Origin of the sequence: Sinomonas sp. R1AF57, from assembly GCF_002224485.1 — a bacterium.
Taxonomy (GTDB): domain Bacteria; phylum Actinomycetota; class Actinomycetes; order Actinomycetales; family Micrococcaceae; genus Sinomonas; species Sinomonas flava.
Window position 1 is genome coordinate 3,653,443 of sequence record NZ_CP022463.1, and the last position, 13,123, is coordinate 3,666,565.

Annotated in this window: 14 protein-coding genes; 5 read left to right on the plus strand and 9 right to left on the minus strand. The window is 72.4% G+C overall.

Translation table 11 applies throughout. The annotated features are described in order from the left end of the window. Positions 1–2: 2 nt before the first annotated feature. The 5 genes from CGQ25_RS16915 to CGQ25_RS16935 form a co-directional block, all read right to left on the minus strand. Entirely contained in the window at positions 3–737 is a 735-nt protein-coding gene (locus CGQ25_RS16915) for a glutamine amidotransferase (RefSeq protein WP_208710980.1), read from the minus strand. Between the two features lie 74 nt (positions 738–811). Then, the gene (locus CGQ25_RS16920) at positions 812–1,525 is read right to left on the minus strand and encodes a response regulator transcription factor (protein WP_208710981.1); all 714 of its coding nucleotides are present in this window, start codon (positions 1,523–1,525) and stop codon (positions 812–814) included. Then, positions 1,522–2,742 (minus strand): sensor histidine kinase, encoded by a 1,221-nt coding sequence (locus CGQ25_RS16925; protein ID WP_255405400.1) that lies wholly within the window; start codon positions 2,740–2,742, stop codon positions 1,522–1,524. Before CGQ25_RS16925 ends, CGQ25_RS16920 begins: the two co-directional genes overlap by 4 nt. Positions 2,743–2,771: 29 nt before the next feature. Next, positions 2,772–3,632, minus strand: a complete 861-nt coding sequence (locus tag CGQ25_RS16930; RefSeq protein ID WP_208710982.1) for an ABC transporter permease — start codon at positions 3,630–3,632, stop codon at positions 2,772–2,774. After that, positions 3,629–4,621 (minus strand): ABC transporter ATP-binding protein, encoded by a 993-nt coding sequence (locus CGQ25_RS16935; RefSeq protein ID WP_208710983.1) that lies wholly within the window; start codon positions 4,619–4,621, stop codon positions 3,629–3,631. The genes CGQ25_RS16930 and CGQ25_RS16935 overlap by 4 nt, the downstream gene beginning before the upstream one ends. Positions 4,622–4,827: 206 nt before the next feature. Between CGQ25_RS16935 and CGQ25_RS16940 the strand changes: the two genes are divergently transcribed. Genes CGQ25_RS16940 through CGQ25_RS16955 form a run of 4 tightly spaced genes read left to right on the plus strand, consistent with a single transcriptional unit; the run spans position 4,828 to position 8,809 of the window. Further along, positions 4,828–6,420 carry an HlyD family efflux transporter periplasmic adaptor subunit gene (locus tag CGQ25_RS16940; RefSeq protein ID WP_208710984.1) on the plus strand — a complete coding sequence of 531 codons (1,593 nt, stop codon included), beginning with the start codon at positions 4,828–4,830 and terminating at the stop codon, positions 6,418–6,420. Further along, on the plus strand, positions 6,389–7,195 hold the full coding sequence (locus CGQ25_RS16945) for an ABC transporter ATP-binding protein (protein WP_369802251.1): 807 nt from the start codon (positions 6,389–6,391) through the stop codon (positions 7,193–7,195). Before CGQ25_RS16940 ends, CGQ25_RS16945 begins: the two co-directional genes overlap by 32 nt. After that, complete coding sequence (locus CGQ25_RS16950) at positions 7,192–8,421, plus strand: ABC transporter permease (protein WP_255405402.1); 1,230 nt, start codon at positions 7,192–7,194, stop codon at positions 8,419–8,421. The genes CGQ25_RS16945 and CGQ25_RS16950 overlap by 4 nt, the downstream gene beginning before the upstream one ends. Positions 8,422–8,428: 7 nt before the next feature. Beyond that, positions 8,429–8,809, plus strand: coding sequence for a hypothetical protein (locus CGQ25_RS16955; protein WP_208710985.1), 381 nt, complete (start codon positions 8,429–8,431; stop codon positions 8,807–8,809). Between the two features lie 33 nt (positions 8,810–8,842). On the opposite strand, the gene CGQ25_RS16960 is transcribed toward CGQ25_RS16955, so the two are convergent. Both CGQ25_RS16960 and CGQ25_RS16965 read right to left on the minus strand, forming a co-directional pair. After that, positions 8,843–10,393 carry a phosphatase PAP2 family protein gene (locus CGQ25_RS16960; RefSeq protein WP_208710986.1) on the minus strand — a complete coding sequence of 517 codons (1,551 nt, stop codon included), beginning with the start codon at positions 10,391–10,393 and terminating at the stop codon, positions 8,843–8,845. A 10-nt stretch (positions 10,394–10,403) separates the two neighbouring features. Continuing rightward, positions 10,404–11,639 carry a sugar MFS transporter gene (locus CGQ25_RS16965; RefSeq protein ID WP_208710987.1) on the minus strand — a complete coding sequence of 412 codons (1,236 nt, stop codon included), beginning with the start codon at positions 11,637–11,639 and terminating at the stop codon, positions 10,404–10,406. Between the two features lie 157 nt (positions 11,640–11,796). On the opposite strand from CGQ25_RS16965, the gene CGQ25_RS16970 reads away from it, so the two are divergent. Next, positions 11,797–12,030, plus strand: a complete 234-nt coding sequence (locus CGQ25_RS16970; RefSeq protein WP_208710988.1) for a DUF3072 domain-containing protein — start codon at positions 11,797–11,799, stop codon at positions 12,028–12,030. 10 nt (positions 12,031–12,040) lie between these two features. Here the strand turns inward: CGQ25_RS16970 and CGQ25_RS16975 are convergent, their stop codons facing one another. Together CGQ25_RS16975 and CGQ25_RS16980 are read right to left on the minus strand one after the other, a co-directional pair. Beyond that, positions 12,041–12,319 (minus strand): hypothetical protein, encoded by a 279-nt coding sequence (locus tag CGQ25_RS16975; protein ID WP_255405403.1) that lies wholly within the window; start codon positions 12,317–12,319, stop codon positions 12,041–12,043. A gap of 2 nt (positions 12,320–12,321) precedes the next feature. Beyond that, positions 12,322–13,086: a GAF and ANTAR domain-containing protein gene (locus CGQ25_RS16980; protein ID WP_208710989.1), complete on the minus strand. Its 765-nt coding sequence runs from the start codon at positions 13,084–13,086 to the stop codon at positions 12,322–12,324. Positions 13,087–13,123 lie beyond the last annotated feature (37 nt).

The window sequence follows — 13,123 nt, forward strand, 5'->3', positions numbered from 1 at the left end:
CCTCACAGCCGCGCGTACCGCTGCACGAAGTTGCGCAGGATCTTCTGCGGCTCGCTCACGCGCGCTCCCCTGGCCCGCTCCTTGACGGCCTCCGCCTCCTCGGGCGGGAAGTACCCCGAATGCCGGTAGGCATCGATGCGGCGTTCGAGGCCGGCGAGGTCGAGTTCGGGGTGGAACTGGGTCGCGTAGAGGTTCCGGCGGAAGCGGAACATCTGCACCGGGCACGTGTCCGACCCGGCGAGCAGCGCGGCGTCGGGCGGCAGGCTCCGTACGGCCTCCTTGTGCCCCACGTAGGCGTCGAACGCGGTGTCCACGCCGGCACAGAGCGGATCGGCGAGCCCGACGGCGGACAGTCTCACCTTCACGGGTCCCACCGGTTCCCCGAAGCGGCGGTCGACGACGGCGCCGCGGTGCGTCCCGAGGAGCCCGACGCCGTAGCACGCGCCGAAGAAGGGGAAGTCCTCGGCCACGATCTGGTCCAGGAGCACCCGGATGTCCGCCTCGACGCGCTTCTGCAGCGGCGACTTCTCCCAGACCGGATCGGATGCGGTGAACGGGCTCCCGCCGAGGATCACGCCCGAGTAGTCCTCAAGGCGGATCTCCGGCAGCGGCGCGGCCTCCGCACGGACGCGGTGCAGCTGCTCCGGGGCGAGGCCGCCGTAGGCGCAGAAGGCACGGTACTCGTCGTCGGCGACCTCGTCGTGGTCGCGGGAGCCGATCAGGAGGAAGGGCCTCATGGGGGCCATTGTCGTCCCGGACGGGCACCGCGTCACGCGGCGCAGGGAAATGACCCCTCAGCGCAGGGGGCGGTTCAGTAGTCCGGGTTGCTGGGAATGATGAGCCCGGTCTCGTAGCCGTAGACGACCGCCTGCACGCGGTCCCGCAGGTGCAGCTTGGTGAGGATGCGCCGCACGTGGCTCTTCACGGTGGCTTCGGAGAGGAAGAAGCGGTGCGCGATCTCGGCGTTGCTCAGGCCCTCGCAGATGGTGCGGAGGACCTCGAGCTCCCGAGGTGTGAGGTCCTTCAGCAGCGGGTCCGGGGCGGGCTGGGCAGCCGGAGGGCCCGCGCCCTGGCCGCGCACGAAGGTCTCGAGGAGCCGCTGGGTCACGCGCGGGCTCACGACGGCGTCGCCGCTCGCCACGAGGCGCACGGCGGTCACGAGCTCGGCGGGGGCGACGTCCTTGAGCAGGAACGCCGACGCGCCGGCCTGCAGGCCGGCGAACGCGTACTCGTCGAGGTCGAACGTGGTGAGGATGATGACGCGGGCGGCGCTGTGCGCCGCGGCGATCTGCCTCGTGGCCTCGATCCCGTCCATGACCGGCATGCGCACGTCCATGAGCACGACGTCGGGCGCGAGCTCCGCGGTGAGCCGCACGGCCTCGGCGCCGTCGCCGGCCTCGCCGACCACCTCGATGCCGTCCTCGGACTCGAGGACGAGGCGGAAGCCCATCCGCAGCAGCGGCTGGTCGTCGACGAGCAGGAGCCTCAGCGTCCCGTCCCCGGCTCCGTCGCCAGCCTCCGTCATGCGTCCCCCTCGTTCCAGTGCAGCGTGGCCTCCACGACCCATCCTCCCCCGTCCCGCGGACCCGCGTGCAGCGTCCCGCCGTACAGCGCCGCGCGTTCCCGCATGCCCGCGATCCCGCCCCCGGTGCCGAGGCGGGCCGACCCGCCGTCCCGCGCTGCGCCGTCGTTCTCGACACGGATCCGCACGGTGCCCCCCTCCCGGGCCACCTCGACCCCCACCCGTCCGACGGCGCGCGCGTACCGCAGCGCGTTCGTCAGCGACTCCTGCACGATCCGGTACACCGCGAGCTGGAACGCCGGGTCGGCCGGCAACGGCGCACCGGTGAGGGTCAGGGCGGCGGGGAGGCCCGCAGTGCGGAAGCCCGCGACGAGCGACTGGAGGCTCTCCGTCCCGGGTGAGGGCGTGCGGCTCGCGTCCCCGGAGTCCTCGCGCAGGACTCCGAGGACCCGACGCATGTCCGACAGGGCGGTGCGGCCGGTGCGCGACAGCTCCCCGAGGACGTCCTGCGCCCGCACAGGGTCCTTGCCCGTCACCTTCGCCGCGCCGTCGCTCAGGGCGATCATGACCGTCAGGGAGTGCGCCACGACGTCGTGCATCTCGCGGGCGATCCGGTTGCGCTCCTGCGCCGAGGCGAGCTCGGCGTGCCGCATGGCCCAGGCGCGCACCTCGGCCTGGTGCTCGCGCGTGCCGCGGACCCAGATGCCCAATCCCGCGGCGAGCAGGTCCATGAGGAGCACGGAGACGGCCGCGACCAGGCCCACGTACCGCGCGTTGTCCGGGATCTCCGGGCCGTGGGGGGTGTAGACGAACGCGTAGTACACGGACGCGGGCACCGAGGCGAGGACCGAGGCCCCGAACGCGACCGGAGCAGGGGCCACGACGGCCACGGCATAGAGCGCGAAGAAGATCGCCGCGCTCATCACCGAACTGTTCGGCGACTGGTAGAGCAGGGCAGCGTCGATCGCGACGGTGACGACGAGGACCGCCCACGGGGAGCGGCGCCGCCCGGCGAGGGCGACCTGCTGGATCCCCAGGAGGGCGAACAGCCACCAGCGCCCGTGCACGGCGAGCTCGACGAGCAGCGGCACGGCAAGGAACACCGCGGCACCCACGACAATCCAGTCCATTGTCAGCGGGTGGTCGGCGAGGTACGCGCGGACGCGGCCCCGCCGTGGCGGGACCGCGAACGCGGTGGACGGCGCGGGTGGCGCGTGCACTTCCTCTCCTGGCTTGTCCGGGCTCGTTCCTAGACGTCCCGCTGCCGGAGCGTCGCGAACGCCGCCACGAGCAGCGCCACGACATAGGCGGCAAGGACCAGGGTGCCCTGCCACGGCTCGAGGTACGCCGTGTTGAGCGGGGCGGTCGAGCCTGCCTCCATCATGGCGTTTGCGGCATTCGTCGGGAGGTACTTGCGCGCCTCCTTGAAGAAGTCGCCGGGGATGAGCTGGAAGATGATCGGGAGGACGAACAGCGCCGCGACGAGGAGCACGATCGCGCCTGCCGAATTCCGCAGGAGCGCGCCGAGGCCGAGGCCCATGAGGGCGACCGCGGCGACATACGCGGCGCTCAGGAGCATGTGCCGCTGGATGTCCCAGCTGGCCATGTCGAGGTGCAGGTCGTAGTTGCCGAGGATGGGCTGGGCGACGAGCCCGCCGAGGTACGCGCCGACGTAGGTGACGACGAATCCGAGGACGACCGCGTAGACGGCCTTGGCGCTGAGCACGGGCCAGCGCTTGGGAACCGCGGCGAAGGTGGCGCGCGACATGCCCGACGTGAACTCAGCGCTGATCATCAGCACGGCCAGGGAGCCGATGATGAGCTGGGAGAAGGACACGCCCGCCGACGGCAGCTGCGGCACGATCGAGGCGACGTCGATCGCCTCGCGCGGCCCGGTCGCGCCGTTGCGCTGCGCGGTGAGGGCCTGCCCGACTCCCCATGCCTGGAGTGCGGAGAACCCGACCATGAGCGCGACGGCGCAGAGCAGGAGGATTCGCGTGGACAGGAGCGAGAAGAGCTTGATGCGCTCTGAGGACAGGACCCGGAAGAAGTTCGGGCCGGTGAGCGCCGGCGCGCCGGCGCGGCGGGCGGGATGGACTGCGGTGCTCATCGGTTCGCCTCCTGGTTCTGGGCACCCTGCGCAGCGGCGGGTGCGGGGGCCTGCTCTGGCGAGGGGCCGGCGTCGTGCGCGTGGCCCGTCTCTGAGCGGTATTCGACATCATCCTTCGTGAGTTCGAGGTAGGCCTCCTCGAGGCTTGCCGTCAGGGGGGTCAGCTCGTAGACGAGGACACCCGCGCCGAGTGCTGCCTGGGCGATCTCGCGCGGCTCGAGCCCGGAGACCTCGAGGAGTTCGCGCTCCTGGGCCCGGATGCTCACGCCCTCGCGGGCCAGAAGCGCGGCCAGCTGCTCGGGCCGGTCCGTGCGGACGCGCGTGCGCGTCTCTCCCCGGCCGTCGAGGATGTCCTGGATCGGCGCGTCCGCGATGATCCTGCCGCGGCCGATCACGATGAGGTGGTCCGCGGTCTGGGACATCTCGCTCATGAGGTGGCTCGAGAGGAACACCGTGCGGCCCTCCGAGGCGAGGTACTTGACGAGGTTGCGCACCCACAGGACGCCCTCGGGGTCGAGGCCGTTGACGGGCTCGTCGAGGATCACGACCTGGGGGTCGCCCAGGAGCGCCGCGGCGATGCCGAGCCGCTGGCCCATGCCGAGGGAGAACCCCTTGACCTTCTTGCGGGCGACGGCGCCGAGCCCGGTCATGTCGATGACCTCGTCGACGCGCGAGGTCGGGATGGCGTGGGTGGCGGCGAGGGCCCTCAGGTGGCTGTAGGCGCTCCGGCCGGGGTGGACGGCGCGGGCCTCGAGGAGCGCGCCGATCTCGCGCAGCGGCGCCCGGTGCTTCGCGTACGGCTCGCCGTTGACGGTCACGGTGCCGCGGGTCGGGGCGTCGAGGCCCATGATCATGCGCATCGTGGTGGACTTGCCGGCGCCGTTGGGGCCGAGGAAGCCGGTCACGCGACCGGGGTGGACGGTGAAGGTGACGCCGTCGACGGCGGTCTTCGCGCCGTAGACCTTGGCCAGGTCTCGGGCCTGGATCATGACACTCCCCTTGGGTTCGCTGTGGATCGACACCTCCACGCTAGGCCGCTCAGGGGGCCGCCGCGACGCCCGCGAGGATGAACCTTCCGGGCCGTCGCCGCCCCGTATCCTCCCCAAGGATGAATTGTGCCCTCGGGCACGCCCCATTCAGCCTTCCCCGAGTGCCTGCACAGCCCTCGCATAGCCTGACGCCCTACGGTTCTGGCGTGAACCGCCGAACCATCGTGATCAACAGCGCCCTCGGCGCGGCTGCACTGCTGCTGAGCGGGGGCATCTGGGCCACCGTCTCTGCGACCGCGCGCCCTGCCAGCGCCGTGAGCAGCAGGACGGTTGCCGTCTCGCGGGCCTCGCTCGACCAGACCGCGACCGCCTCCGGAAGCGTCTCCTCCTCGACGACCACGAGCGTGGGTGGCGGCAACTGCACGGGGGCTGTCACCGCGGTCAAGGTCGCGGTGGGCCAGAGCGTCAAGGCGGGCGACGAGCTCGTGGACCTCGACCCCACCAGTGCCCAGAACGCGGTCGACTCTGCGCGGGCGCAGCTCGACGCCGCGAACGCCCAGGCCGGGCAGCAGGCGGCGGGTGCGGCGAACGCCGTGGCCCAGGCCCAGCAGCAGGTCACGAATGCCCAGCAGACCCAGGCCCTCGACGCCCAGCAGCAGGCCGCGGCCGTCGCGGCGGCCCAGAAGCAGGTCGACGCGGACCAGGGGACGGTCGCCCAGGACCAGGCGGCCGCCTCGGCCAGCCCGAGCAGCACGGCGGCGGCCAACGCGCTGACGGCGGCGCAGACGCAGCTGACGAAGGACCAGCAGGCGCTGACGCAGGCGCAGAACCAGCAGGCCTCCTCGGCCCTCAAGGACCAGCAGCAGCTCGCGTCGGCGAACGTCTCGCTCACCTCCGCCCAGAACTCGCAGGCCAACGCGGCACCGGCGAACACGACGAGCGCCCAGATCGCGCTCACGACCGCGCAGGGCACTCTGGCCGAGTGCGTGGTGAAGGCGCCGGCCGACGGGACGGTGACCGCCGTGGGTGCGGTCGTGGGCGCCGGCGGGTCAGCCGGATCCGGCGGGTCAGGCGCGTCCGGCTCCTCGGGGGCATCGGGCGGCTCCGGCTCCTCGGGCGGCTCCGGCTCAGGCAGCACGGGCGGGGCCGCGGCGGCGACTGGCGGCTCAGGCAGCTCGGCAGGACTCGTGACGCTGAGCGACACGGCCCACCTCCAGGTGAGTGCGGCGTTCTCGGAGTCGGACGTCGCCGCGATGAAGGTCGGCCAGGCGGCCACCCTGAGCTTCCCCGCGCTCAAGGCCGACGCCGTCGCCGCACCCGTGACGGGCAAGGTCACCTCGATCGCGGCGACCTCGACCACCACGAACGGCGTCGTGACCTACGCCGTGACGGCGTCGATCGCGAACCCGCCCGCCGTCGTGCGGCTCGGCGAGAGCGCCACCGTGGCGGTCACGACGGCGTCGGCGGACAACGCGCTCGTGGTGCCGACCCTCGCGATCACCACCGCGGGCACCCGCCAGACCGTGACCGTACGGCGCGACGGCGCGGACACTCCGGTCACCGTGACGACCGGCATCACGGCCAACGGCCGCACCCAGGTGCTCACGGGGCTCGGCGAGGGCGACGAGATCGTCCTGCCCAGCGTCACCGGCACCACGGACACGCCAACCCAGAGCCCCCGCGGTCTGTTCGGCGGCGGGGCCGGTGGCAGCGGCGGGACAAACGGCAACGGCGGGACGAACGGCAACGGCGCACGAGGGGGCACGGGTGGCGGCAGCAACTCCGGCACCGGCCGCTGACGCGGCGGGCGGCGTCGCCACCGCGGCTCTGGGACCCGGTCGGCCGGGACGGCGGCCGCGACCGGTCATCGCGCTCAGGGACGTGCGGAAGGTCTACGGCCAGGGAGAGGCGGAGGTCCGGGCGCTCGACAGCGTGCGCCTCACCATCGGCCGCGGCGAGTTCGTGGCCATCGTCGGCGCCTCCGGGTCGGGGAAGTCGACCATGATGAACATCATCGGCTGCCTCGACGCCCCCACCCACGGGCAGTACCTCATGGACGGGATCGCCACGGGCGAGCTCGACGAGTTCCAGCTCGCCCAGATCCGCAACCGCAAGATCGGCTTCGTGTTCCAGAGCTTCAACCTCATCGCCCGGACGCGGGCCGTGGACAACGTGGCGATGCCCCTCGCCTACCGCGGAGTTCCCCGCCGCGAACGGCACGCCCGCGCGCTCGAGGCGCTCGACGCCGTCGGCCTCTCCCCGCGCGCCGGGCACCTTCCCTCGCAGCTCTCGGGCGGCCAGCAGCAGCGCGTCGCGATCGCCCGGGCGCTCGTGGGTGAGCCCGTCCTGCTCCTCGCGGACGAACCGACCGGTGCACTCGACTCCCGCTCCTCGCACGAGATCCTCGATCTCTTCGACGCCCTCCACGCGCGCGGCCGCACGATCGTCATGATCACGCACGAGCCCGATGTCGCGGCCCGCGCCGAGCGCGTCGTCCGGATGCAGGACGGCCGGATCATCGGGGACTCGGCAGCGTCCCCGGCAGGCAGCGGCACGCAGGGAGGCACGGCGTGATCGCCGAGGCGGTCCGGTTCGCCCTCTCCGGCATCGCGGCCAACAAGATGCGCTCGGTCCTCACCACGCTCGGCATCGTGATCGGGATCAGCGCAGTCATCACCCTCCTCGCCGTGGGCGCAGGCACCACGAACATGATCAAGGACCAGATCGGGCGGCTCGGCACCAACGTGCTCACCGTGAACCGCGCCGTCGCGACGGGCGGCCGCACCACCGGCGGAAGCGCGACGGCGGTCCGCACCCGGTCCACGTTCCTCACCACCGGGGACCAGCAGTCCCTCGACGACCCAGTCCTCGCGCCGGACATCGCCACGACAGCCCCCGTGGTCCAGGCCCAGTCCGTCACCGCCGCCCTCGGTTCGTCCACGCACTCGATCGCGTCGACGCTGGGCACCACGCCGTCGTACTTCGGAATCACGGCGTTCACGGCCGCTGCGGGCCGGGTGCTCGACGACGCGGACGCAGGCCAGCCCGTCGTCGTGCTCGGCAACAGCGTGGCGGCCGACCTCGCCCAGGACGTCTCCTCGCTCGTGGGGCAGACCGTCACGCTCAACAGCCAGAACTTCACGGTGGCAGGGGTGCTCGCCCCCAAGGGGACGAGCGGGCTCAACGATCCGGACGACGTCGCGATGGTGCCGATCCAGACGGCGCAGGGGACGTTCACGGGCTATACCCAGAGCCTGTCCTCCATCGCGGTCCAGGCCAAGAGCGCGGACGTCATGACCCAGGCGCAGAACGAGATCCAGCAGATCCTCGACGCCCGGCACCAGGTCACCTCCGACAACCGTGACTACCAGGTCCGCAACCAGGCCCAGGTCCTCTCCACGGCCACCTCGACGACCCAGACCCTTACGATCCTCCTCGGGGCGGTCGCGGGGATCAGCCTGCTCGTGGGCGGGATCGGGGTCATGAACATCATGCTCGTGACGGTGACGGAGCGGACGCGCGAGATCGGGATCCGCAAGGCCATCGGTGCGACCCGCGGGAACATCGTGCTGCAGTTCCTCGTCGAGTCACTCATCATCTCGGTGCTCGGCGGACTGGTCGGGATCCTCCTGGGCTTCGGTGCCTCGGCGTTCCAGCTCTTCGGGATCCAGCCGGAGGTGCAGTGGTGGACCGTGTGGCTCAGCGTGGCCGTATCCGCTGGGATCGGGCTGGTGTTCGGCATCTATCCCGCGAACAAGGCCGCCAAGCTCCGCCCCATCGACGCCCTCCGCTATGAATAGAGCCGCCATGACAGAGCCCTTCCCTGAGACCACTGCCCCCACGGAGCGCATCTCCCCGTTGCCCACAGCGGTCGGGGACGCCTTCGACGAGCCGGAGGACCAGGAATTCGTCCCGGCTCCGCGCTGGCGCCCCGGGAGGGCCACGAAGGTCCTCGCCGGCGTCTGCCTCGTCCTGGCTGGGGGCCTCGGCGGGGCTGGTCTGCAGAAGGCCGTGGACGCGCGCTCGGGCGCGGCTGGACGTGCGGGCCAGTTCCAGGTCGGAACGCAGAGCGGCGGCACCGGTGCGGGCGACCAGACGGGCAGCACCGATCGCCGCGGCCAGCGGTCGCAGGCTCCCTCCAGCCCCAGCCCGTCGGCGCTTCCGTCCACAGCGGCGTCCGGTTCCTGACGGCCCGCTCACGACGGCGGGCTGACGGCGCCGTCAGTCCGCGGGTTCGGCTGCCCCCCGCGGCGAGTAGACGGTCAGCGCGCCCGGCTCGACCCTGATGGTGGCGCGGCGGACGCCGGGGATGACCTCGCCGTCGACCGCCAGGATGAGCGCGCCCTTGCGGGCGGCGACGTCGAGGGTCCCGGCTTCCCACGTGTGGGTCACGGGGCTCTTCTCGGTGGTGCCCGTGGCGACCGCGCCGAGGACCCTCAGGCGGGCGAAGCGGGGGCCGGCGCCGATCGCGCGGAGGTCGAGGACGCCGTCGTCCACGATGGGGCGCTCGAGCGGCGCGAGGTCGCGCGGCCAGTAGCGGCCTCGGCCGATGAAGAGGATCCAGAGCCTGTGCCGGCCGCCGTCGACCGCAAGCCGTGTGGGGGTCGAGGCCGAGAACGTGGCGAGTGCCGCCAGCGCTGCGGCCGCCCGCTTGCCCAGGGCCGGGAAGCGGCGGAGCAGGTGGTCACGGCGGCGCACGAGGTTCGGGTACACGCCGATGCTGCCGGTGTTGAGCATGACAGTGTGGCTCACGTCCGGCTTCTCGAGGGCTCCGCGTTCCACGCGCACCCGGCCGAGGTCGCAGCGGATGGCATGGCCCGCCCCGACAGCCTCGGCGACCTCGTCGGGCTCGAGCGCGCCGACGTCCCGCGCGAAGTGGTTGAAGGTCCCGCCGGGCAGCACCACGAGGGGGAGGCGGGTCTCCGCGCAGACCCCGGCGATGGCCCCGACAGTGCCGTCGCCGCCCCATACTCCGAGGGCGTGCACCCCGGGACGGGCGGCCAGGGCGCGGGCGGCCTCGAGCGCGTCCTCGTCCTCCCGCAGCTCGTGGACCTCCGCGCGGGGGAACAGGGTAGCCAGGCTCGATCGGACGCTCTCCTCCGTGCTCCCGCTGAGCGGGTTCACCACGATCACGAGGCCCTCACCGCCCTCGAGGGCGGGTGCGGGGGCCGGCGTCGACCGCGGCTCCGGCGCGGCCTCCTGGCGCGGCCACCACGTCCGGGTCGCGAGGGCGGCCCCAGCGCCGAGCGCCGAGCCGAGGACGACGTCGCTCGGCCAGTGGGCACCCGTGTGCACGCGCGAGTACGCGACGCCGGCTGCGAGCGGGGCGAGCGCGGCGCCGAGGGCAGGGCTCACCATCCCGACGCCGGCGGCGAAGGCGACGGCCGACGCCGAGTGGCCGCTCGGGAGGGAGGAGCTGGTCGGCTGCGGGTGGAGGAACCGGTAGGCCGGGAGGCTCTCCGGGTGGGGGCGCGTGCGCGGCAGGAGACGCTTGGCGATGAGGTTCACGCCCGCGGAGGCGACTGCGACGGCGAGCAGACCGTGGGCGGCAGCACGCCGCGGGGGCCCCTTCCGGGTCGAGAGGCCCGCCGCGATGGCGATCCACAGGACGGAGCGGGTGGCAGCGCGCGTGAGCCAGGAGAATGCCCCGTCCCACGGGCCAGCGGGCAGCGCGGCAACTGCTCGGACGATCCTCCGGTCCATGCCCGCCACGACATGGAACGGTATGCCGGGCGGCCGCAGCCGGCGGACGCTCAGGCGGGAGGGGCTCATGGGGAGAACCCTACTGCGCGGTCTCCTCGGCCGTCACGGTCTCCTTGCGTGTCACGCCCGCGAGGAGGAGGGCGACCGCGATGGGCACGAGGATCGCGAGGAGTGCGGGGCGCAGGCCCACGTGGTCGCCCAGGAGGCCGAGGAAGGGGGGCCCGGCGAGGAACGCGACGTACCCGACCGTCGAGACCACCGAGACGCGGGCGGCGGCCTTGCGCGGGTCATCTGCTGCGGCAGACATGCCCATCGGGAAGGTCAGCGCGGCTCCGATCCCCCACAGGACGGCGCCGATGGCCGCAACCCAATAGGTGCCGGCAAGGGAATATGCCACAAGGCCAATGAACGCGGAGACCATGCTGATGCGCAGCGCACTCACGCGCCCGATCCGGTCGATCACCGGGCCCCCGAACCAGCGGGCGAGCGTCATGGCACCGACGAACGCTGCGAACAGCCCTGCGCCCGCGGCCTCGCTGGCCCCGAGGCCGTCCACCGCACCCTTGGAGATCCAGTCGTTGCCCGCCCCCTCGGTCAGCGTCGCCCCGAGCACGACGACGCCAATCAGCACGGTGCGCGAATCCCGCCACGCCTCGAGCGCGCCCCCCTTGCCAGAGGCGGCCACCTCCCCGGGCGCGCCGGCGGCGTCACCGGTGTGGTCGGCGTCGTGCGTGTGCGGCAGGAAGTGCCGCGGGGCCACAGCCATGACGAGCACGACCGCCAGGATGATCCCGAAGAGGTGCAGCGGCAGGTCCACGCCCGCCGCGCTGAGTCCCGCGCCGACGACGGCGCCGAGGAACGCGCCGCCGCTGAAGGCCGCGTGGAACTGCGGCATGATGGTCCGGCCGAGGCGGTGCTCGACATCGGCGCCGGCGAGATTCTGGGCCACGTCCCAGAATCCGATCCCGGCCCCGAAGACGGCCAGGCCCGCAGCCACGGCGATAGGCGAGCGGACCAGGAGGCCGACGGCGATGACGGCGCCGCCGGTGATTGCGAGGCCGCCGCCGAGGCGGACCGTGCGCTTCAGGCCGATCCGGTCGGCGACCGTGCCCGTGAGCGGAAGGGCGATGAGGGAGCCGATCGCACCGACGAAGAGCAGGAGTCCCATCTCGCCAGTCGTGATCCCGAGGGTCGAGGTGACCGAGGGGATGCGCGCTGCCCAGGACGCGAAGATGAAGCCGTTGGTCGCGAAGACCGTGAAGGTCGCGAGGGCAGCCGCGCGGAGGGCTGCGGGACTGGCGGTGCGGGAGCTCATGCGGTGAGTGCCTCGATGCCGTGGTCGGTGGGGTGTGCGGTCTCGTGGGTGTGCGCCCGTGGTCGGTCACGAGGATATCCGGCCCCACGCCCGCGGCGGTGCGCCGCCGCCGGACACGCCCGGTTTGGGCCGCAGCCGCGCTGGGCAGGGCCAGTCCATGAACGACAAGGAGACGATCGGCAGCCCGGAACCGGAGCCGCGCGGCGGTCTGGACAGGGACCCCGAAGACTGGGTGACCGGGGACGAGCCGATGACCGCCGCCCAACGCAGCTATCTCGACACCCTCGCACGCGAGGCCGGCGAGGAGCTTCCCGCCGACCTGACCAAGGCCGAGGCATCCGAGCACATCGACAGGCTGCAGAAGAAGAGCGGCCGGCTCTCCGAAGGCTGAGACGCCCTGGCTACTGCTGGCGTCCCTCGCCGAGCTCGTCGCTGTAGGGCGCCTTCCGCGGGGGCGGACGCTCATCGATGAGCTCGTTCACGGCGTGCGAGACGAGGTCCCTCTGGATCGGCGGGAGCGTCACGAGGCCGCTCAGGTACGCCTCGAGCTCGTACTCGCCCGCTGCGCCGCTGAGGCTGAAGTAGCGCAGCCACACGTCGCCTATCTTCAGACCGGCCTCGTCCATGGCCTTGCGGGTGAGCTTCCATTGCCCGTCGGCGCCGTTCGCCGCAATGTCCATCCCTATCCCTTGTGCGCGCGCCCTTGGACAATGTCCAGGGCTGTGTCGCGAACGGCCCGCTGCCTGAGCCGTGAAAGGGCGACAATTCTCGAAAGCGCCTGATCGGCGGCGAGGTCCTCGCGTTCCATCATGATCCCCACGGCCCGCTGGATCGCGTCACGGTCCGAGAGCGCCCCGGTGAGGTCGCTGCTCAGCCGCTGCGCGGCGTCGCGCGCCTGCACGTTGGCGAGCATCAGGGCCGCCGGGCGCGCCAGCAGGGTGAGGAATTCCATATCCCGCGGGGTGAAGGCATCCGGCTCGGTGGAGTAGACCTTCAGGGCTCCGATCGCGGTGTCGCCGGACATGAGCGGGGTGCTCAGCGCTGAGCGGAGCGGGAGACCGGCAACGGCCTGCGTCCACCCGGGCCAGCGCGTCTCCGCGCGCGAATCGCTCATCGTGATGCTGCGCTGCTCGGCCCACGCACTCAGGCACGGCCCTTCGCCGAGCTCGTACTGGAGGGAGTCCGCGTGGAGGACCACCGCATCCGTCGCGCCGCTGCTGGTCTTCCGCCCCCGCGGGTCGATCAGGCTTGCCCCAGCCCCCGAGGCTCCCGTGATGGCGTCCTTCGCGGCGTTCGCGAGGGACTGGACCGCTTCATCGACCGTGTCATGGGTCAGGAGGAGTTCAGCCAGATGGGCGGTGAGCGCGGCAAGCTCGCGGGCGAGCGGGAGTTCGGACGGCACGGCGGCTCCCGTATCGCGGTGTCCCTGCGGATTCATCGCATCCATGATCCCTCCCCCCGTGCGCGGACTCCGGTTCTGAGCC